The 20,307-nt window shown below is 40.2% G+C and carries 17 protein-coding genes; 16 read left to right on the top strand and 1 reads right to left on the bottom strand.

Annotated elements, in window-relative coordinates:
- Position 1 precedes the first annotated feature (1 nt).
- From flgJ to ABFY09_RS02160, 12 genes are all read left to right on the top strand, one after another.
- A complete protein-coding gene (flgJ, locus tag ABFY09_RS02215; RefSeq protein WP_347982663.1) occupies positions 2 to 988 on the top strand; it encodes a flagellar assembly peptidoglycan hydrolase FlgJ in 987 nt (328 codons plus the stop codon).
- A gap of 109 nt (positions 989 to 1,097) precedes the next feature.
- Entirely contained in the window at positions 1,098 to 3,074 is a 1,977-nt protein-coding gene (flgK, locus tag ABFY09_RS02210; RefSeq protein WP_347982662.1) for a flagellar hook-associated protein FlgK, read from the top strand.
- A gap of 4 nt (positions 3,075 to 3,078) precedes the next feature.
- Entirely contained in the window at positions 3,079 to 4,389 is a 1,311-nt protein-coding gene (gene flgL, locus ABFY09_RS02205; protein WP_347982661.1) for a flagellar hook-associated protein FlgL, read from the top strand.
- 21 nt (positions 4,390 to 4,410) lie between these two features.
- On the top strand, positions 4,411 to 5,973 hold the full coding sequence (locus ABFY09_RS02200) for an HD domain-containing phosphohydrolase (RefSeq protein ID WP_347982660.1): 1,563 nt from the start codon (positions 4,411 to 4,413) through the stop codon (positions 5,971 to 5,973).
- 477 nt (positions 5,974 to 6,450) lie between these two features.
- The gene (locus tag ABFY09_RS02195) at positions 6,451 to 7,335 is read left to right on the top strand and encodes a flagellin (RefSeq protein WP_347982659.1); all 885 of its coding nucleotides are present in this window, start codon (positions 6,451 to 6,453) and stop codon (positions 7,333 to 7,335) included.
- Positions 7,336 to 9,845: 2,510 nt separating this feature from the next.
- Positions 9,846 to 10,730 (top strand): flagellin, encoded by an 885-nt coding sequence (locus tag ABFY09_RS02190; protein WP_347982798.1) that lies wholly within the window; start codon positions 9,846 to 9,848, stop codon positions 10,728 to 10,730.
- Between the two features lie 83 nt (positions 10,731 to 10,813).
- Positions 10,814 to 11,236 (top strand): flagellar protein FlaG, encoded by a 423-nt coding sequence (locus ABFY09_RS02185; RefSeq protein ID WP_347982658.1) that lies wholly within the window; start codon positions 10,814 to 10,816, stop codon positions 11,234 to 11,236.
- Positions 11,237 to 11,276: 40 nt separating this feature from the next.
- Positions 11,277 to 12,920 carry a flagellar filament capping protein FliD gene (gene fliD / locus ABFY09_RS02180; protein WP_347982657.1) on the top strand — a complete coding sequence of 548 codons (1,644 nt, stop codon included), beginning with the start codon at positions 11,277 to 11,279 and terminating at the stop codon, positions 12,918 to 12,920.
- Positions 12,921 to 12,959: 39 nt separating this feature from the next.
- A complete protein-coding gene (gene fliS, locus ABFY09_RS02175; protein WP_347982656.1) occupies positions 12,960 to 13,394 on the top strand; it encodes a flagellar export chaperone FliS in 435 nt (144 codons plus the stop codon).
- Entirely contained in the window at positions 13,394 to 13,687 is a 294-nt protein-coding gene (locus ABFY09_RS02170) for a hypothetical protein (protein ID WP_347982655.1), read from the top strand. Before fliS ends, ABFY09_RS02170 begins: the two co-directional genes overlap by 1 nt.
- A complete protein-coding gene (locus tag ABFY09_RS02165) occupies positions 13,680 to 15,788 on the top strand; it encodes a 6-hydroxymethylpterin diphosphokinase MptE-like protein (protein ID WP_347982654.1) in 2,109 nt (702 codons plus the stop codon). The genes ABFY09_RS02170 and ABFY09_RS02165 overlap by 8 nt, the downstream gene beginning before the upstream one ends.
- A 6-nt stretch (positions 15,789 to 15,794) precedes the next feature.
- Positions 15,795 to 16,805 (top strand): UDP-2,4-diacetamido-2,4,6-trideoxy-beta-L-altropyranose hydrolase, encoded by a 1,011-nt coding sequence (locus tag ABFY09_RS02160; RefSeq protein ID WP_347982653.1) that lies wholly within the window; start codon positions 15,795 to 15,797, stop codon positions 16,803 to 16,805.
- Here ABFY09_RS02160 and ABFY09_RS02155 read toward each other — a convergent pair.
- Positions 16,802 to 17,374 (bottom strand): DNA-3-methyladenine glycosylase I, encoded by a 573-nt coding sequence (locus ABFY09_RS02155; protein ID WP_347982652.1) that lies wholly within the window; start codon positions 17,372 to 17,374, stop codon positions 16,802 to 16,804. The two genes, ABFY09_RS02160 and ABFY09_RS02155, sit on opposite strands and share 4 nt — an antisense overlap.
- Positions 17,375 to 17,526: 152 nt before the next feature.
- Here ABFY09_RS02155 and ABFY09_RS02150 point away from each other — a divergent pair, with 152 nt between their 5' ends.
- Genes ABFY09_RS02150 through ABFY09_RS02135 form a run of 4 tightly spaced genes read left to right on the top strand, consistent with a single transcriptional unit; the run spans position 17,527 to position 20,215 of the window.
- Entirely contained in the window at positions 17,527 to 18,147 is a 621-nt protein-coding gene (locus tag ABFY09_RS02150; RefSeq protein WP_347982651.1) for an NUDIX domain-containing protein, read from the top strand.
- Positions 18,148 to 18,151: 4 nt separating this feature from the next.
- Positions 18,152 to 19,129, top strand: a complete 978-nt coding sequence (locus tag ABFY09_RS02145) for an acetyltransferase (RefSeq protein ID WP_347982650.1) — start codon at positions 18,152 to 18,154, stop codon at positions 19,127 to 19,129.
- On the top strand, positions 19,126 to 19,617 hold the full coding sequence (locus ABFY09_RS02140) for a DUF1249 domain-containing protein (RefSeq protein ID WP_347982649.1): 492 nt from the start codon (positions 19,126 to 19,128) through the stop codon (positions 19,615 to 19,617). The genes ABFY09_RS02145 and ABFY09_RS02140 overlap by 4 nt, the downstream gene beginning before the upstream one ends.
- Before the next feature lie 16 nt (positions 19,618 to 19,633).
- Positions 19,634 to 20,215, top strand: coding sequence for a YqiA/YcfP family alpha/beta fold hydrolase (locus tag ABFY09_RS02135; RefSeq protein ID WP_347982648.1), 582 nt, complete (start codon positions 19,634 to 19,636; stop codon positions 20,213 to 20,215).
- Positions 20,216 to 20,307: the final 92 nt, after the last annotated feature.

Below are 20,307 nucleotides of genomic sequence, written 5' to 3'. Positions count from 1 at the left end.
TATGAACTCTGTTCCATCGAATCAAGATTTTTTTGCTGACTTTTCGAACCTTACTGAGTTAAAAACAAAAGCTCAAAAAGACCCTGATGCTGCGTTAAAAGAAGTGGCTCAGCAATTTGAGTCCATTTTTATTAACATGCTGCTGAAGAATATGCGTAGCACGAATGAGGCGATTGGAAGTGGCCTTTTTTCTAGTACGCAAACCAAGCAATATCAAGACATGATGGATTCCCAGATGTCACAAAGCCTTTCTTCGAGTGGCGGAATTGGTTTGTCTGAGGCATTAATACGTCAATATCAGACGCAGCAAGGTCAAGCCAGTTCACTTGCTGCAAAAGAACGAGGAGACACCGACTTCCTTAACCAAGTGGCGAAACAAGATTTAGTGAGAATTCAAGCGCTTGCCCAGCGAGCATCTACAGAGTTTGTTCAAGCCGTTCAAAAAGAAGAGAGCGCTCAAGCCAGTTCAACCGTTTCTGGTGATGATGCTGTTGCGACCCCTTCTGCCTTATCGGTTGTATTTAACTCTCCAGATGAATTTGTTGAGAGCTTATGGCCTCATGCCCAACAAGCTGCAGAGAAACTTGGTGTTAATCCTAAAGCAATACTGGCTCAGGCGGCTCTTGAAACTGGTTGGGGGAAGTACCCCATTGCTAAAGAAGATGGTGCGGCAAGTTTTAATTTATTTGGTATTAAGGCGGATAGCCGTTGGTCAGGAGACCGAGCAGTTGTTAATACTTTAGAGTTTCGAGACGGTGTTGCTAAGCGTGAAAAGGCCGCGTTTCGAGCCTACGATTCCTTTAGTCAAAGCTTCGATGATTACGCTAATTTCCTCAGTTCCAGTGAACGGTATAAAGATGCCCTTCAGTCTGGAGACGACGCGTCAATGTTTGCCGCTTCATTACAGAGAGGGGGTTACGCAACGGATCCTAAGTACTCTGAAAAAATAAATAGCATCCTTGAAAGCCAGTGGTTTCAAGGGTTGTAGAAATAAAAGTCTCATAAAATTACTTTTGGTAAGGTTTTTGCAGTAACTGTCTTAAAGTGACAAATTAAGATGTGAGTTATTTCTTAAACAACATACTAGAGGTGAGCAAATGAGCTCAGGTTTATATTCAATTGGTTTGACTGGACTTCAGTCTAGTAATGCTCGTATTAATACGACAGGGCAGAACACGGCCAATGTGGATACTGAGGGTTACAGCCGTCAGCGAACCGATACGACCAGCTCTCCGATTGGTGGTGTTGTTATTCATGACACTTCTCGCCTTGTTGATAATTTCGTCAGTGCTCAGATGCGATCTGACCAATCCGATTATGCTTATTATGATACTTATCATTCTATGATGACGGTGGCAGATAATCTGCTAGCTGAAGACAGTATTGCGCTTACTGGTTATTTGAATGAGGCTTTTGATGCGTTACAAACTGCAAATAATGATCCAACATCTTCGTCTTTAAGGCAGCTTGCTCATTCCAGTCTCAATAATTTAGTAGAGCAATATCAAACTTTATCAGATATTGTAACTCGCCAAGAAAAGCTGGTTGATGAGCAGTTGTCTGCATCATTAACGGAGCTGAATACTATTACGACGAAAATATCTGATCTTAATGATAAGATTTTGAGAGAAGAAGGGCTTTCTATTTCTCCTGCTAATGAATTACGAGATCAGCAAGAACAGTTAGCAAAAGAGTTATCGCAATACTTGGATATCAAGGTGCAATTTAGCGATAAAGGTTTAATGACTATTCAATTGAAGAATGGTCAGCCCGTGGTTATGAACCAAAATCCAACGGAACTCAAAGTGCTTCCGGACCCATTAGAACCTCAAAAAATACGTTTGGTTGTGGATTTTGGGGATTACAATGTCGCACTGAAGACCAATGAACTTGGTGGCAGTATTGGTGGTCTGGCTGACTTTAGATCTGAATTTAGTGAATACGCCGACCGTACTTTAGGGCAGCACGCTATCTCGATTGCTGATGCTATGAATGTACAAAATGCCAAAGGTCTTGATGCGTATGGTGACTTTGGACGAGACCTCTTTACATTGGGTGATATTGAGATCTACTCAACGAAAGATAACTTACATAAGTTATCGGATATCACGGTTCGAGTATCCGCTGGAGAATCTGCAAAGATCACGAGAGATACCTATGAATTAACCAGAACGGATGATGACCGATTTGCTATTACGAAATACGATGAAAATGGCAGAGCAAATGGGCCGTCTGTGATATTTGATCCATCAGTGCTTACACCGAACAGTCATGGCTATTATAAAATTGAAGAGTTGGGTTTAGATATCCGAGTTGCAGATTTCGATAAAATTGATGAAAACGATGAATTTCGCTTTATCCCAACAGAAGACGCCGCAAAAAATCTGGCGCTTTATGCGAAGAATGGTGATGCTTTAGCGTTAAGTGCGCCAATTGGCGTGGATACAGATTCAAATAACTTGTCTGATGCAAAGATTTCCCTCGAGTCCATCACAAATACGGACCCGAGCACTTCAGCTTTTGCATTTGATGCGACACTTTATCCAAATACACCGCATAAGATTTATTTTACATCGCCGACTTCATACATCGTGCATGATGCGTCGGGTACTGAATTGGCCGAAGTGAAGAATGTAACGCATTATAGTAATTTGTTAGAGCAAGCCGGATTGGCGAGTGATGCAGGCTTTGATGTATCTGTGTCTTCTCGACCTCAAGTTGGAGATGAGTTCTCTATTGGTACAGATAATGTAGGTCCTGCCGATAACTTTAATGGATTGGCTCTGGTGAATTTGCAAAATAAATTGCTCGTTGAGGGTGAAGCGAGTTTAGTTAAATCATTTGCAGGCTTTATCGCCTATGTGGGAAGTAAAACTGCTGAAGTGGCTGGGCATGCGGAGTCGAGTGAAATTATTATGAATGATAGTATGGCTCGTCGAGATAGGTTGTCCGCAGTGAGTTTAGATGAAGAGGCTGTCAACTTGCTTAAATATCAGCAATCTTACTCAGCTTCTGCGCAAGTAGTGACGGCAGCTCGTACCACGTTTGAGACACTGCTTGGGATAATGAGGTAAGTTTATGCGAGTGACAAATAATTTAATCTTTAGTCAATCGAGTCGAGCTATTGGTCAGGCTAATGAAAAAATCTTGAATATTCAGGAAAAAATCGGAGCGCAAACAGATATTGTGAAGCCGAGTGACAATCCTGTTGGTGCTAGTCAAGTATTAATGTACCAAGCTGATTCGCATAAGCTTAAGTTGTTCGATGATGCAATGAAGATGGCAACCAGCAATCTTGAGTATCAAGAAGTTGCGCTAGACAGTTTGAATGATTCGCTTGACGAAGTGCGTACGCTTTTTATACAGGCGCAAAATGATATTAATACCCAAGAAGATCTTGAAGCCATAGCGCAAGAGATTTCAATGATAACAGAAACTATGGCTGAACTGATGAATGCAAGAAGTGCAGATGGTACATATATCTTTGCTGGCACAGATTCGTTAGGGCCTCCTTTTGTCCTTAGTAGTAATGGGCGTTACGAATGGACAGGGAATGAAGGGCAAAAGTTTGCACAAATCTCAGAAGGTATGAGGATACCTGTTACAGATTCAGGAAAGAAACTGTTCCAGGATATCTGGACGAACCGATCTTTTACTTCTGATTTGATTCTTGGGGATGTCTCTTTATCAGCCAAAGTACAAAACCAAGGTGATTTTGATCAATTTATGGAAGATCATTATGATCCAGAAAACCCTGACGCTAACCGGTATTTTTTGACAACCTTACCAGTGCTTGAGGAAGGTGAGGATTTTGATTTAAATGACTATCTTTATGTCGGTTCTGATGAGAGAGAGGATCAGCAAAGGCGTAGAGCGTTTGATGGAACACCTGGTACTTACAGTATTGTGAATAATGACGGTGAGACCGTTTTATCTGGTTCTTATACTGCCGGTAAGCCGATTACCTTTGGCGGTATGTTATTTATTCTAAGAGGTGAGCCTGGCTCTGCAGTGGATATTTCCTTAGATCAGCCAAGGCGTGATAACGTTTTGAATGAGATCAATGATACTCTTGATGTTCTAAAAAATAAGTTCTCCACATCTGAAGAGCGTGAACAAGCGTTTTTTGATGCCACAACCAGCATTAATAATGCTCAGCAAATGGTTGGAGAAGGGCGCTCTAATGTGGGGGCCAGATTGAATGTGCTTCAAGATAGAGAAGAGTTTAGTTCTGCCAATCAGTTATCAAATGCAACAGCTCAAGACCGAATTGGTGGTTTGGATATTTCTGAGGCAGCTACAGAATTGTCTATGAAAGAGTCTGCACTAACTGCTTCCCAAAAAGTATTTTCTCGTATTAGTAATTTGTCACTGTTTAATCAAATGTAAGTTTTGGATATAGGGTAGGCAATGCCAGCGTTTAATGTAGAGTCATGCTTTGGTGCTGATATTAATGTTGGGTATTTTGATATCAATGAAATACTCGATATTATGGAAATCAAGCTAAAAGTATTAAACAGTAAGCGCGTGAAAACCTTGATTGGGCTGCATGGCCGAAAAGAACGAGTGGTCAGTATTGCCATGAGGCAGGTGGCATTTGATATCTTAAGTTCTACACTAGATGCTTCTTTCCTTCCTTATGACCCTTATTACGCTAATGATCATAAATTATTAAATAGCCGCCGTGAGCGTTTGTATGATGCTGAGGAGCGGTTTCTTTTCTTGTGTATGTCTATTGCTACAGGACGTTCTGTTAAAAGTTTAAAAAAACTTCAGCCTGGTTTTAATACCAAAGAATTACGTACGAAGCACACCAGAAAGCAGAGTTTATTTCGTTATCTTCGACAAGAACTAAACGAACATACTAGAGATTATATTCTTAGCTATAAAGCTCGTATGAGCAATGAAACAGAAGCAGAAAATATTTCTGAAGTATCAGCGTCAGAAACTCTCAAACTTTCAGCTGAAGTGACCCGAAATGATATAAAGGCATCTACAGCTCAACAAAAGCATATCGAAAGTAAATATATTCCAACCTCATTTGATGGTGAAACAGTAACAGCTTTTAAGTTGTTCAAAGATGGGCACCTCTTGTTATCAGCGCAAGTTGAGTTGTTCAAGCGAGGTGAACAATTAGAGATACTTGAGCTGATGAAATTCTGTCGTCGTCTAATTGAATCTCATACACGCAATAATTTTTCCTTAATGGCAATTCGCCATATCAAAGACGCTTCTATCTATTTAGAGCAACATGCTATGGGAATGGCAGTTCTTGGAGTTCACTTTGCGAAGGCTTTGAAACTTTCTAACGCTTATATAGAGGTTATTTGTCTTGGTGCCTTATTGTTTGATTTAGGGCGTTTCCGCTTACCTAGTGCAATGATGTCTAAAACAACAAAGATGACTTCTGGGGAATTTGATTTGTTTCGCAAACACATACAGTTTGGTGAACAAATCTTGCAAAAGTGTGAAGGTATTCCAAAAGCAGTTTACCAAATGCTGTATGACCACCATGAGAAAATGGATGGCACTGGCTACCCTGAAGGTAAGCAGGATAAAGAAATTTCCGTTTATGGAAAGATTGCGGCCATTGTTGATGCTTATGATGCAATGACTTCCGAGCAACCTCATAAGCCTTCTATGGGGCCGATTAAGGCTTGGAGGAAAATGCGCGATGAATCAGGCTTGGCATTCGATAAAGAATTATTGAGTGTATTCCTGAAGCATATAGGCAGTGTACCAGTGGGCTCTTGTGTTGCCTTATCGAATGGCCGAGTTGGTTTTGTTCTGACATTAAATAAAGCTTTTCAGCCTTCTTTAGTGCGCCAAGTTTACAGTCTAACGAATAAGTCCTTTATTGAGCCGTCAGATATTGAATTGAATAAGTCTGCTAATTTGAGAACTGAAGTGGTGATAGAGAAAGAAGTTGACCCTCAGTCTCTGAAGTTGCAATTTATCGATCACATATCATAGTTCATCGTTCACCGTTCACCGTTCACCGTTCACCGTTCACCGTTCACCGTTCACCGTTCATCGTTTATGTCTTACTTTTTGTGTAAAACTTGTTTTTTGCGTTTTTCTTTTCTGTGATTTCTACTCTTATAGAGTCTCATTTTCGATCAGTTTGTCCGCTTTTTGAGCTGATAATTGAGGCCGATTTTCTAAAAACTTTAGTGTTCTATGTGTTTTTTCTTAGTTTTTTTCGCATTTTGATTTCTTTCATCTATTTACGCTTTTTTTTGCCTTTATTTTTAAAGTTATTGACCTCTTGCACGATAACTTTGAGTGACGCTTTTTTATGTTTTAGAAAGCTTTGAAACATGAAAAAAATCAAAAAAAATATTAAAGGTCAACGCTAAGGTGTCGATAACTTTAATAAGAGACAAAAACCAAATATATAATTAAATCAAAAGGTTGTCTCGATAATAAAATATTTTTAGGAGAGAAAAAATGGCTTTATACGTAAATACTAATGTGTCCTCGCTGAACGCTCAGCGTATGTTGAATAACTCCAGTCGAGACCTTGATACGTCCTTTCAACGTTTATCTTCTGGTCGTCGAATTAACAGTGCAGCAGATGATGCTGCGGGTCTTCAAATTTCCGATCGTTTGACCTCACAGATTAATGGTTTGAACCAATCTGTACGAAATGCAAACGATGGTATCTCTCTAGCGCAAACGGCAGAGGGAGCCTTAGACGAAACAACTAACATGCTACAGCGTATGCGTACCTTGTCTATTCAGGCGGCAAACGGGTCTAACTCAGACAAAGATCGTGTGGCACTACAGCAAGAAATGGCGCAGCTATCTAAAGAGATTAATCGAATCGCTGATACAACAACATTCGGTGGTGCTAACTTGCTCGACGGTACTTATGAAGGGATATTCCAGGTAGGTGCGGATGCAAACCAAACAATCAGTTTTACGATGGAGTTTGGTGGGCCAAATAACTCGATTGATTATCAGGCAAATAATGGTTTTACCATGTCTGGCCTATCAAACCAGGCATCTTCCCAAGTGAGTGAAACCACGGCATCTGTATCAACGATAGTAAACGCGCAAAGTATGATCGCGATTATCGACTCGATGATTGCAGCGGTGGACTATAAGCGAGCAGAGTTAGGTGCGATACAAAACCGTTTCAGTTCAACCATTACTAACTTGAGTAACATTGCTGAGAATGTTTCAGCTGCTCGAGCTCGAGTGCGAGATGCTGACTTTGCAGCGGAGACTGCAAATCTAACAAGTACGCAAATTTTGCAACAGGCGAGTAGTACCGTTCTGTCTCAGGCAAACCAGCGTCCACAAACAGCGTTATCTCTTTTAGGGAACTAATTTGATAAATAATTAAATAAAACAGGATGATGTAAAGCAGCACTAGACTGCTGCTTATTCAAAATATTCGAGTATTGTCTCGGGAATCAGGCTACTTCTCTCTCCTAGAGGTGCCTTTTAAGCCGGGTGGATTTTTTCACCCGGCATTTTTTTACCTAAATATTGGTTTTTCCACTGTTTAGGGAATGTTTTAAAGGAGAAAAGGGAAGAGTGAGGTTTATATCAAAGAGAGCTATGGCGTTAGGTTGATTAAGAAAGGTAACCGTTTTTTTGCCCTTGGCTGACTTTGATATGAACTTCTTATGCAACGTAACGGTAAGAAGAATCTTAGAGTTTTTTATTGAAGCAACACTTTTTCATCACTTGTTTGTTTTAGCCAAGGGGTGGCGAGTTGACCAGTAAAAGCAGTTTTAAGGGGGAAGGTCTTTGAGCGAGTGCCATGTTTCATTTTGAGGAATGTTGCGCGTTCTTGGCTATTTGAGCCCACAAAAATATTTTATTGCTGAAGCTTGGCTACAACAAGGTGTTGTGCTTTTGGCTAATGCTAAAAAAATTGGAGTACAGATTATTCATAAGACAAAGATGGTTAAGAAAAATCATGGAAGCGTAAGAGCATGTTTAGCCGAGGGCTAAAGAGCTTTTTACATCTAATGGTTTGGGTGTGTTTTAAAAAGCACATTCCGATGAATGAGTCCGCTTGCCTTGATGGAAGTGATGTTTGCAAAGCGCAGTTTTTTGCAGAACCAATACTAGTACGCGACAAATCTAGGTCTTTTTTGTGAGGCTTTTGCATGATCGTGAAATGTAAGTGTTTGCCTGCGTCTCTGTGTTTGGAAGCATTGTTAGTGGATTTGATTCGCGTTTCTTACGGGTTATGTCAAAGGCTTAATTGAATGCTTTGTTGTTCATTTTTATAACGACTTTTTTGATGGCTTTTTATTAAGCAGAAAAAGATTGGAGTACAGGTTATTAGAAAAATATTGATGATTAAAGAAAACCACAGAGGACAGATGCATGTTTGCCCCAAGGCTTAAGAGCATTTTGTATGACGACTTGGGTGTGTCTAAAAAGGCGCAGTCAGATGAATGGGTTCGTACGCTTTAAAAACAGTGTTATGTGCTTTATTGCTTGGCTCGATTTCGGGAAGCGGCAGGCTTAGGTGCTTTGGGTGGAATGCTCGATGTTTGTGAGGCTTAAATGCTTGTTGTCCGTTTGTTCCAGGAATACTGCTAATGGTTTTAAGCTCGGTTTACTGGTTGATCCGTTAAATGGCCTAGATGAGAACTGTGTGTGATTTATGGCTAGATTATTTGGCACGTATGTTCTGCACGGTTGGAAGCTGGAGTGCAGAGCGTTCACAAGATCATGTTTGTTAAAGGCCATCATCGCGAGATAAGTGAATGTTTGGCTTAAAGCTGAAGGCTGGCTTATGTGTAAGCGAATGGCTGTATTTGAAAAGCCTATCTAGATGAGTGAGTCACTGAGTTGTCTTGATATTAGCTGTGCTTGTGAAAAATCTATTTTTTGCAGACCGAACATTTTTGCAAAGCGAACATTGATGTCTTTTTTATGGAGCTTTGTGCGGCTGTAAGTCGTTAATGCTTATAGCTGCTCTGTATCTGAAATATGTGAGTGGATTTGGACTGTTGAATTGGGCGATTTATTTTGATGGTTTGAGTGAAAGTTTTGTTGTGACTCGCGCTTGTGGCAGAGCATTTGTCGCCTATTTTTATCGATCTCAAAAGTGGCTCGGGTTGCTAGTGGAAAAAGTTATTAGCGGGACAGTGTTGACTAAAAAGTGGGAAATCCACAAATCACTTTTTAGGACTTATTACTAAATAGTTTTTTTGTGTTCTTTGAAAAGTAGGTTTAGACGGATAAATCCGTGTATTGAAAATAGCTAGTCAAAAAGAAACATGATTACGCAGGGTAAATGTCTACTTGATGAGGATTTTAGCTCTTGAGTATTGATGATGCTCGCGAGGGCAAAACACAAAATTTCGGTAGCTGTCTGTTGTTAATTCTAGGTGTGTTTTTTGAGTTTAGAAACGCTTTAGCCACTGTGAAATTGAGGCGGTGATGGAAGGATAATCTTTATGGCAAAAAGCGGATGCTTTTTGTTCTGGTGAGGCGCCTTCTTGCCTTTTTTGGAGTTTGACAGAAAGGGAGGGTGGCGGATTGTTTCGGTGGCGGTTTGGTTTAGTCAGTTTTTTTGTTTATTGGAAGTGCTGGCTAGACAAAATAACCCGGATAAATGCTCTTTTTTGTATGAGAAATGATGATTCTAATGAGAAAAATGCATTTTTCATAAAAAAAAGAGAAAAAAGATTTAATTGCTTTAAGTTTATTTAAAACAATTAGTTAGGCATATTTTTGCCGAATATTAGGAAGGTTTTTTCCGACTTTAGGAAATTATTTTCCGAAATTGACTAAAGGTTTTCAAACTCTTGTCGAAAACCTTAATACGATCTGCTTCTTTGCAGGATTTAATGAAAATTTAGGAGGCTATGATGGCTCTTTACGTAAATACAAATACTTCATCTTTAAATGCGCAGCGTTCGTTGATGAATTCTAGTAATGACTTAGATGTCTCTTTCCAGCGTTTGTCTTCTGGTCAGCGTATCAACAGCGCTGCAGATGATGCCGCAGGCCTTCAAATCTCGGATCGATTGACTTCTCAGGTTAATGGTCTTAACCAATCAGTACGTAATGCGAACGATGGTATTTCTGTAGCGCAAACTGCTGAAGGTGCTTTGGACGAAACAACAAGTATGTTGCAACGTATGCGTACTTTGTCGATTCAGTCTGCTAACGGATCTAACTCTGACGATGATCGTGTTGCTATCCAACAAGAAATCAAGCAGCTATCTACGGAAATCAACCGTATTGCTGATATCACAACATTTGGTGGTGAAAAGTTATTAGCAGGTGAATATGAAGGTATTTTCCAAGTAGGTGCTGATTCAAACCAAACTATTAGCTTCAGTATGACGAGTGGTGGTGCAAATAACTCAATTGATTACGCTGCCAATGGTGGTTTCACTATGTCAGGCCTATCAAGTAGTGCATCTACTGTGCAAATCAGTGTAACAAGTGCGTCTGTATCCTCTGTTGCTAACGCACAAAGTATGATTGATATTATCGATAATATGATTAGTGCAGTTGACTCTAAACGTGCAGATTTGGGTGCGATTCAAAACCGTTTTGGCTCTTCTATCAGTAACTTAAGTAACATTGCAGAAAACGTATCTGCTGCACGATCTCGTGTACGTGATGCTGACTTTGCGGAAGAAACTGCGAAACTAACAAGTACGCAAATTCTTCAACAAGCAAGTTCTTCTGTATTGTCTCAAGCAAACCAACGTCCACAAACCGCTTTGTCTCTTTTAGGCTAAGTTAGGTAAGATGGTCACGGAAGTAAAGCTGGGACTTACTTATGAAGTAGTCTCAGCTTTTGTTTATTTGAAGGAGATCTTGGATGTCTATTAATACCAGTGATTTTTCTAAACAAAGCATCGGCTATTCTGTTAACCCTGAACAAAGGGCAGCGGAAAATTTCGCAACGATCCGTCAGGCAAAAGCTAAAGTCGTTCAGGATATGGCCGATACAGCAAAAACAGATCAAGAAAGCAAAGATGCCCGCTCTTCTAGTTCTCTTGTTAAAGTTGAACCACGCGATATTGAGATGATGAATGAACAAATGTCTCAATTGAATGTGCAGTTAACCTTTGAAATGGCGGAAGAACAAGAGCAAAATATAGTTAAAGTTTTAGATCAGTCGACAGGAGATGTCGTCCGTCAGATTCCGACGGAAGAGTTTCTCAAAATGTCTGAAAGAATTGATGCTATTATGAGTCAGCTTAGCGATATCAGGGGAACCTTGGTAAACAGTGAAGCATGATTAGGTAGCAAATAATGTAGATAAGTTAGGAGATAAAGTTATGTCTATAGGCTCATTGGGTGCCGGGTCTGGTTTAGACCTGGAATCCCTCGTAAAAGAAATGGTGAGTGCTCAAAAAGACGCAAAAGTCCGACTTTATCAAAATCAAATAAATGGATACGAAGCAGAACTGTCAGCATTAGGTCAGGTCGGATCTGCTATTGATACATTTAAAAATACAGTTCAAACCTTAAATGACGAAGATCTTTTTACTGGGCGTGATGCAAAAATAGCTCAAGAAGAAGGCGAAGAGGTCATGTCTGTTACTACAGACAATACCGCCTCAAATGGATCTTATTCAATTGACATCAATCAAGTTGCCAAAGGCAGCCGCGTTATGTCGGCTCCTGGAGTATTCACTTCCGCAGATGATGTCATTACAAAGAAAGACGACACTCTTACTTTAAAAGCAGGCGACAATGAATTTTCAATTTCTGTTGCTGCTGGAACAACCCTTTCTGAACTTCGTAACTTAATTAATACATCGGAAGATAACTTTGGTGTATCTGCTAATTTAGTGGACGATGGCAATGGGAACCTCTTCTTTACCGCAACATCGACGATTCAAGGTGCCGGAAATACACTGCGCATTTTCAACTCTTCACCTATTGAACAAGAAGCTCTTCCTGAAGAGGATAAAGTAGAAGAACCCGTCGTAGAAGAAACACCAGTAGAAGAAGAACCACCAGTAGAAGAAGAACCAGAAGAAATAGAAGAACCTGATGAGTTGGATTTAGCTGGCGATGATGTAGATTTCGCAAATGATGGCCCAATTCCTGAAGATGACATTAAAGAAATCGAAGAAGCTGTCGTTAAACAGACTGTAGATAAGGAAGAAGACACTTTTGAACCTGAAGAAGATGACGATGAAGTCGCAATAACGAGCAGCTCTTTCAGTGGTCTAAGCAGTGTTTCTACAGAAGGTATGTCTGCGGGATTGTATACGCCACTGGGAGAACAAGCCCGTGATGCTGTGATTACAGTGGATGGCATTCAGATTAGGAACGAGACAAATACTTTTGATAATGCTGTCGCTGGTTTATCTATCGAAGCATTGGCTGTCACAGATGAAGCGACAAAAGTAGATGTCAGCTTTGATCAAAAAACAGTTCAAGAAACCATTGAACAGTTTATCCAGTCATATAATGAAATGGTAAGTTTGTTTAAACGTAGTACAGACAAAAATGCAGCCTTAGATGGCAATAGTATGATCCGTAATTTGCAGTCGTCATTGTCAACTCAGTTAATGACAGGGCGAAGTGATAATGGTGTATTTACATCGATTTTTGACCTTGGTGTCAAGATGGATAACAGGGGTGTGCTGAGCTTTGATAGCGCCAAATTTGATGATGCAGTCAAAAGAGGGTACAGCGATATTGTCTCTTTAATGACAGGTGAAAATGGATTAGCCGAGTCTCTAGAAAATCTTTTAGATAATTACACTGGCACAAGAGGGATGACGAACTCATTAAAAGAATCTGTTCGAGGATCGATTGATAGTACTGAAATAAGGTTGGAAAACTACGAAGACCGTATGGCTCGGTATGAAGAATCTCTTCGAGACAAGTTCACAGGTTTGGATTCTCGTTTGGCAAACATGAATGCTCAAGGGAACTATTTAAATACTGTTTTATCTCAGATGTAATTTATCAAAAATTGAAATACAGATGTAATGGGGTTATTTATGTACAAGAGTAAAGGGATCCAAGCTTATAGAAAAGACTCAATAAAGTCTGACTTAGCTTCCGCTGATCCTCATCGTATCATTCAACTGCTAATGCAAGGTGCACTTGAAAAACTTGCTTTAGGTAAAGGTTGTATTGAGCGCTCTGATTGGGAAGGCAAATCAGCCTCGTTAACCCGCGCTGTTGAAATTATTAATGCACTGAGAGATGCGCTAGATAGAGATGTGAACCCAGAGTTGGTGGATAATCTTGAATCATTGTATGAGTATATGACTGTCCGCATCACGGAAGCGAGTGCAACTAAAGATATATCGATCATTGATCAGGTTATGGGATTGCTTTTACAAATTAAAGGGGCTTGGGATCAGATTTCTCCTGCTGATAAACAAGTTGCATATGATGAAAGAAACGAAGCTCGAGTTGAGGCGGTTTAATGCTTGATGTGTCTCACTTAACGGAGTTAAGTGCTGAGTTAGAGCAATGTGTGATAGACAAGGACATTGAAAAAATACAGCTGTTATGCGAAGAAAATGACAGCTTCATTCGCATTATCAAACCGTTTCCGAATGACCAAGAAAGCAACAACAAAATAAAGCAATTCATCACTATTCATCAATCTGCTACACAACTTATTCGTGATGTACATAAAGAAATGCAGCGACAACTTTATATAACGAATAAGTCCCGCAAAGGGGTGCGGAAATATAAAGGCGTAAAAAATGCGTAATGAGGAACCAATACCTTCTCTTGAGTATGCTGAAGCATTTGTTTCCTTATTTGAAAAAGGTGTAGAACGCCTCAAAGAGTATGATCAAGAATTAACCGACCGATACATCCGCAATATGACGGTATTTTCTCGGATCATGCCGCATATCTCAGAATCTTTTCAAGGTTATCAACCTCAAAAGCGTCATATTTATATGGAAGAGAGTGGTGATTTAAACCTCTTTCGTGACGACACCCGAACTCCGATTTTTACCGATAATCCTAGAAAAGAAGCTTCCGAAAAAGTTGCTCAAGCTTTTAAAACACCGAATAAAACTGTATTGAATTTAGAGCGGACTGAAAACCACCCGAGCCGTCATGTTCATTACAGCAATAAAATGCTCGATCAGGTTGAAATCCAATTACAAGGCCTTGAAGAATCAGAAGGCTGGCCTGAATTTGTTGGTTCAACAATTCTATTTGGACTTGAATTTGGCTACCAACTTGAAGCTATTCTTGCGCAACGCTCTATCAAACATTTATACATATATGAGCGTGATCTGGACCTTTTTTATTATTCATTGTTTGCCATTGAATGGGAGCATGTCTTAGAAACGTTCAATAACGATGGTCGTACAATACATTTCTTTTTAGGAACAAACGCTGAAGACTTCACTGACAAATACCTTCATCAGCTAGAAGAAAATGGCTACTTCATGGCGCCAGAAACCTATTTGTATGTGTCTTATTCCAGCTTAGAAAATAATGCCGCTATTGATTATTTTAAAAAGCATTACGCACGCCAAGTAATGGGGTGGGGCTTTTTTGATGATGCTTTGATCGGTATCGCACAAGGATTAACGTCACTACCTAAAACAAAAGTTGCTCACTTCCCTGGGCAAGATGCTTTACCTAAATGGGTAAAAGACATTCCAGTATTCATTTTAGGTAATGGTCCATCATTAGACCAAGGCATTGAATTAGTTAAAGAAGTTCGAGATCAAGTATTACTGATTTGCTGTGGCTCGACGATCAATACACTGAAGAAGTTAGGTGTAACACCAGATATTCATGTGGATATTGAACGATTAAAGCAGACGGTCGATAAATTTCTATTTTTGGACCAAGATTATCTAGATAAAATTTGGGGCTTGTCTGTCAATGTTATGCACCCTGGCCTTTTTGATTGCTTCAAACGTTCTGGCATGGCAATGAAACCGGGTGAAGCGATTACCTCTTTGATGCTAAACCAAGCCCGCTCCCATGGTGACACAACAGAATACGTGCAGTTGAATTATTGCAACCCTGTAGTGGCGAACTTAGCTTTATCTTATGTTCATTTCTTTGGTTTTAATAACGTTTATTACCTTGGTGTTGATAATGGTTTTAAAGACAAGACGAGCCATCATTCAGTGCACAGTGGTTATTACAAAGATGGTAAAGAGTCTGGCTTCCAAACTTTCCAAGAGGCAAAGCTAGTCGAGCGCGAAGGTAATTTCGGCGGTACTATTTTTGCCACAGGAATGATGGACACTTCACGAGTGCAGCTTGAATCATTAACACGACAGCTTAACAAACGTCGAAATTTCGCCAGTTTCAACCTGTCTGATGGTGCCAAAATAGAAGGTGTAACGCCGCTTCATCTCGAAGATGTTTTGATCATGGACCCAAAAATCAATCATCAGGAAGTGATTGATATTTTAGAGAGCATCTTCTTCACTGAACCACCAGAAATGTTGCTAAACCAACCTGCCGAAGCGCTTATTTCAGTGGGCGATTTCTGTAAAATCAGTCGCACCTTGCAACAAGGCTGGGATGAAACCATCACAACGCGAGAGCAAGTGTGTGATTTACTTTGGTCGCACCATCGTCATATTTACTTTTTAAAAGGCAGTATTCATCGTCATATTTATGACCTGTTAATTGGCTCCTTTACTTATTCCTCCTTCTTGATCATTCAATTTATATTTAAATATCAGAATGAAAAAGAAACCGTGATGCGTGCTCGCCACCTATTTGAACAGTGGGGTGAATTTTTAGAGGAAATGCCAAACATGCTTCAACAAGCCTCTGAATATGTTGATGAGGGTAATGACCACCTCATCACATATTATAATGGCTAATAGAAAGTGAAAGCCTTTATCCGAGCGGATGCCTCTGTCGAAATTGGCATGGGGCACAGAGTTCGTTGCCAAGCACTAATTCACGCATTTCAAGCTTTGGGTTGGCATTGTGAATTTGTCGCCCATCGTCGTTATGCTGAGCTTTCAGACGTGAGCGACAGACTCATTGATTCAGAGGCAGATTTCCTTCCATTAGCAGAACAGGCTGATTTGGTGGTTTTAGACCATTACGGCTATCAAGCTTCAGATATTAATCGTTTATACCAGCATCAAAAGAATTTACTGGTGCTAGATGATATGAATGATAGAGGCGACTTTTCGGCTACTTGGGTGCTAAATCCATTGAATGAAATATACGCTTCCTCTGTACTGAACCCTCTCACTGGGAGCCGATATGCTTTATTAAGACCTTATTTTCCTCATGCTTTAAAAACACAGAAAAAGGAAAATCATCGTCCTCATAAGCTGCTTATTACGTTAGGAGGAACCGATCCTCTTGCTCTCACTTTACCTATCTTACAGTCTTTGTTGTATTCGGGTTTTCCCAGAGAAAATATCTTGGTGATGCTTGGTAAGAACGCGGTGAATGCCAACTCTGTCATGACTTTCTGTCAACAGGAAAATATAGAGATTGAAAGGGATGTGACAGATGTAACTCCTTTGATGAGGTGCGCTAAAATAGCTGTTTCTGCCGCTGGTGGAACCTTATTTGAGTTAGCTTGTTTGGGTGTCCCTACTGTATTTGCACAAGTGGCGGACAATCAAACGCGATCATTAGAGCAGCATGTTCCATTAGATTGGTGTCGCACAGTTCGTTTTGATGGGGTCACTCCGGATATCCAGAAAGAGCGAGTAACACTTCTTGTTAAACAGCTGAACAGTTTATGGCTAGATGAAATGTGGCAAGAAAAAGCTCGCAAAACAGCACAGAATTTAGTGGATGATCAAGGCGCAAACCGAGTAGCAAAAACGATTCATACGCATCTTGAAAAGATACGAAGCATAGATCCCAATTAGCCTACATAAGGTCTTTCTCTGGCGATACAATCTTGTAAGTGGTCATTTACCATGCCAGTTGCTTGCATAAAGGCATAACAGGTCGTTGCTCCAAGAAACTTAAAGCCTCTTTTCTTCAAATCTTTTGCAAATTTTGTTGATAACCCGGTTACCGCCGGTACATCTTCGTGTGTATTTATCGTGTTGTTAATGACTTTTCTGTCGCTAAATGCCCAATAATAATCACTGAAAGAACCAAATTCCTCTGCAATTTTTAAGAAAGCATGTGCGTTATTAATGGTGGCTTCTATCTTTGCGCGATGTCTAACAATGCTTTCATCTACTACTAACCTCTCCACATCCTCTTTCGTCATTTTGGCTACTTTGACTGGATCAAAATTATAAAATGCGGCTCGATAACCTTCACGTTTTCGTAAAATAGTAATCCAACTTAGACCTGCTTGAGCGCTTTCTAGTACAATGCATTCAAACAGCTTTTGGTCGTCGTAAACAGGCACACCCCATTCGGTATCATGGTAATGAATGTATTCATGCGATCCTAAACACCAAGAGCAACGTACTTTTTCCATGAATGACACTCCGCAATTTATGGCTTTTATAATGAGATGAGTAGACTTTAGATCAAGTTAGAGTTGAAGGTCAAAACCTCACGAAATCAACCATGATAAATGAATCATATTGAACCACTGAAAAAATAGTGGTTTGTATAAGGCAAGATAATATGACCTTTAAACCAACATACAGCAAAAAAGATGTCGATGTTTTAAAAGACGAATGCCTTTATAAAGGCTTTTTTGAAATGCGTAAACTGACATTGAAACACAAGAAGTTTAATGGTCAATGGAGCAATCCGATGACTCGCGAGATGATGGTGCGAAACGATGCGATTTGTGTGCTTTTATTTGACCCTGTAGAGGATAAAGTATTACTGATCGAGCAATTCCGCCCAACTATGTTAAGAAGTGAGTCGCCATGGCTGCTTGAACTTGTCGCTGGCATGGTCGAAGAGGGCGAGACAGATGAAGAAGTCGCTCGTCGAGAATCCTTAGAAGAAGCCGGTGTTGTCGTAAAGCGTCTTGAATACATGTTCAAATTTGTGCCATCACCGGGTGGTTTAGTCGAATATCTGCGTATGTATGCTGGTGAGTTTGATTCTAGTTCAGTGGATTTGACAAAAGCTCATGGTTTAGACGATGAAAATGAAGACATTAAACTGCACTTGATGTCATCTGATGAAGCGATTGCTTTACTAGAACAAGATATAGAAAACGCCAGCACTATCATGGGATTGCAATGGCTTGCTCTAAATAAAATGAAGTTGGTTAAGTGTTGGTGTGTTTAGCATTATGAATCAAGAAGCCGTATTCTCATCTAAAAAAAGGCCTTTCTTACAGCCTGTTGTTGGTGTGACATCTTTCATATTTATGAGCATGAACGCTTTTTTCTGGACATTATTGGTTCATCTTGTCTCGCCTCTACTTTTGTTAAAACAATCGAAGTACGAGGTATTTGCAGAGCAAAGCTTTGATTGGCTTTATAACGGCTGGGTCGCATCAAACGAATGGTGGTTTCATCGTGTACTTGATGTGGAGTGGGAACTTGATGAGAACATGAAGTCCGATTTTCAGCATTGGCATTTGATTATCGCCAATCATAGGTCTTGGGTTGATGTTTTCGTTATTTTCGCTCAACTGCGTGGTCGTCGCCCTTTACCACGAGTGTTTATGAAACAAGCACTTATATGGCTGCCATTGGTGGGAACAGCCACTTATATAATGGGATTCCCATTCATGAAGCGTTATACAAAAACACAAATAGAAAAAAATCCTAGTTTAGCTGGTAAAGATTTAGCCACCACAAAACGTTCTTGCAATCGTTTGTTGAAACGTCCAAATTCAATCATGAGTTTTGTTGAAGGCACGCGTTTTTCTGATATTAAGCATCAGCAGCAAGAGTCTCCTTATACATGTTTATTAAAACCTAAAGCGGGTGGCGTAGGCTTTATATTGCAAACTATGCCTCAAACGATTAAACAAATTACTGATATCACCGTATTGTACGAGCAATCCAACATCACAGGTTGGGATTTGCTCTGTGGTCGTATTGGTCGAGTGAAAGTGATGGTTCGAGAAGTGGCTCTTCCAAACACGCTTTTGGCGTCAGACTATCGAGCGTCCGATAAAGATAGGGAACACTTTTTTGCTTGGTTTAATCTATACTGGCAAGATAAAGATATGCGGATGAATCATCAATTAAATGCCTTACTAGATGATTCAAAAGTAGCTGGAAAAGCTTTTACAAAAGGAAAAACCTCAGCAGAATGACAGATGTAACAAAGGCTCACATGACAAAGAAGAAGGTAAACGACTACGTACCAGATTTGGTTAGCTTGCAGATGCTCGGCGAATTGAATTACCGTCGCTTGGGCAAGCTTATGCGTGGCCAAGAAACTCTGGATGCGTGGCATTTTGCGATTCACAGTGTGGGTGACCAAGAAAGCCGCTTAAGGCTAACTTTAGGTCAAGAAAGCCGTTTTACATCTGAAATTACCTTAGAGTTTGGCCCAGAAATTGAAAAAGAGTTGCTCTTCAAAACCACACTTTCTATGACTATCCGACTTTATCATGATGTTGGTCTTGCTGAAATTACCGACGGACACCGACAGTATCAAGGTGCTTATCCGTATCCTAACGACGCCATGTTGCATCGGGATGAAAAGTTTCGCTTAAACCAGCAGTTGGCGGATTTATTGGAACTATGTCTAAAGCACGGACACAGGTTAAACAACACGCTGTCTTTCCAATTTGCCTAATACAAAGAGAACCACTGTGAGTAGCTTACTTTACATTCATGGCTTTAACAGCTCAGAAATGTCCCATAAAGCAACAATATTAAGTAATGCCGCAAAGGCTTTAAATCAGCCAGACGCTGTTATTTCTCCGCGCTTATCTTGGCAGCCGGCTCAAGCAATTAGGCAGCTTGAAGCAATTATTAAAGAGAAAAAAGCAACAGGAATTACGCTAATAGGCAGTTCGCTAGGTGGTTTTTATGGGGCTTATCTTGCGGAAAAGTACCAACTAAAAACCATATTAGTGAACCCAGCGGTGCAAGCTCCTGAGCTACTGAAAGAGCATTTAGGGCCACAATATAACCCTTATACTCAAGAAGAATATGAACTGACTCAAGCTCACATGGCCGAGCTTCAACAGCTTGTGGTGACGAATCCTACGCCGGAATTATATTGGCTAATGGTGCAAGAAGGAGATGAAGTACTGGATTACCAAGCGGCGCTTGATGCCTTCCCTAAAATCGCACGATTAACGCATGAACAAAAAGGCGATCATAGCTTCACAGAGTTTGACCGTTTCACAAAAGAGATATTTCGCTTCGCTGAAATACTTACAGAGTAAGCTACTGCTTTTATTGGACTATTTCACACGGTGTAAACCAGTGATAGACTCTAGTAATCTAATTTACGTTTTGATGCGATACACAAGAAATC

It is taken from the genome of Marinomonas sp. 5E14-1, assembly GCF_039939215.1.
Lineage (GTDB): Bacteria > Pseudomonadota > Gammaproteobacteria > Pseudomonadales > Marinomonadaceae > Marinomonas.
The sequence above is the reverse complement of the archived record's forward strand: the minus strand, read 5'-3'. Positions and strand labels throughout refer to the sequence as shown.

Bases quoted from the DNA above. Each gene is read 5' to 3' on its own strand.
- flgJ (WP_347982663.1), top strand. From the start codon at position 2: ATGAACTCTGTTCCATCGAATCAAGATTTTTTTGCTGACTTTTCGAAC.
- flgK (WP_347982662.1), top strand. From the start codon at position 1,098: ATGAGCTCAGGTTTATATTCAATTGGTTTGACTGGACTTCAGTCTAGT.
- flgL (WP_347982661.1), top strand. From the start codon at position 3,079: ATGCGAGTGACAAATAATTTAATCTTTAGTCAATCGAGTCGAGCTATT.
- ABFY09_RS02200 (WP_347982660.1), top strand. From the start codon at position 4,411: ATGCCAGCGTTTAATGTAGAGTCATGCTTTGGTGCTGATATTAATGTT.
- ABFY09_RS02195 (WP_347982659.1), top strand. From the start codon at position 6,451: ATGGCTTTATACGTAAATACTAATGTGTCCTCGCTGAACGCTCAGCGT.
- ABFY09_RS02190 (WP_347982798.1), top strand. From the start codon at position 9,846: ATGGCTCTTTACGTAAATACAAATACTTCATCTTTAAATGCGCAGCGT.
- ABFY09_RS02185 (WP_347982658.1), top strand. From the start codon at position 10,814: ATGTCTATTAATACCAGTGATTTTTCTAAACAAAGCATCGGCTATTCT.
- fliD (WP_347982657.1), top strand. From the start codon at position 11,277: ATGTCTATAGGCTCATTGGGTGCCGGGTCTGGTTTAGACCTGGAATCC.
- fliS (WP_347982656.1), top strand. From the start codon at position 12,960: ATGTACAAGAGTAAAGGGATCCAAGCTTATAGAAAAGACTCAATAAAG.
- ABFY09_RS02170 (WP_347982655.1), top strand. From the start codon at position 13,394: ATGCTTGATGTGTCTCACTTAACGGAGTTAAGTGCTGAGTTAGAGCAA.
- ABFY09_RS02165 (WP_347982654.1), top strand. From the start codon at position 13,680: ATGCGTAATGAGGAACCAATACCTTCTCTTGAGTATGCTGAAGCATTT.
- ABFY09_RS02155 (WP_347982652.1), bottom strand. From the start codon at position 17,374: ATGGAAAAAGTACGTTGCTCTTGGTGTTTAGGATCGCATGAATACATT.
- ABFY09_RS02150 (WP_347982651.1), top strand. From the start codon at position 17,527: ATGACCTTTAAACCAACATACAGCAAAAAAGATGTCGATGTTTTAAAA.
- ABFY09_RS02145 (WP_347982650.1), top strand. From the start codon at position 18,152: ATGAATCAAGAAGCCGTATTCTCATCTAAAAAAAGGCCTTTCTTACAG.
- ABFY09_RS02140 (WP_347982649.1), top strand. From the start codon at position 19,126: ATGACAGATGTAACAAAGGCTCACATGACAAAGAAGAAGGTAAACGAC.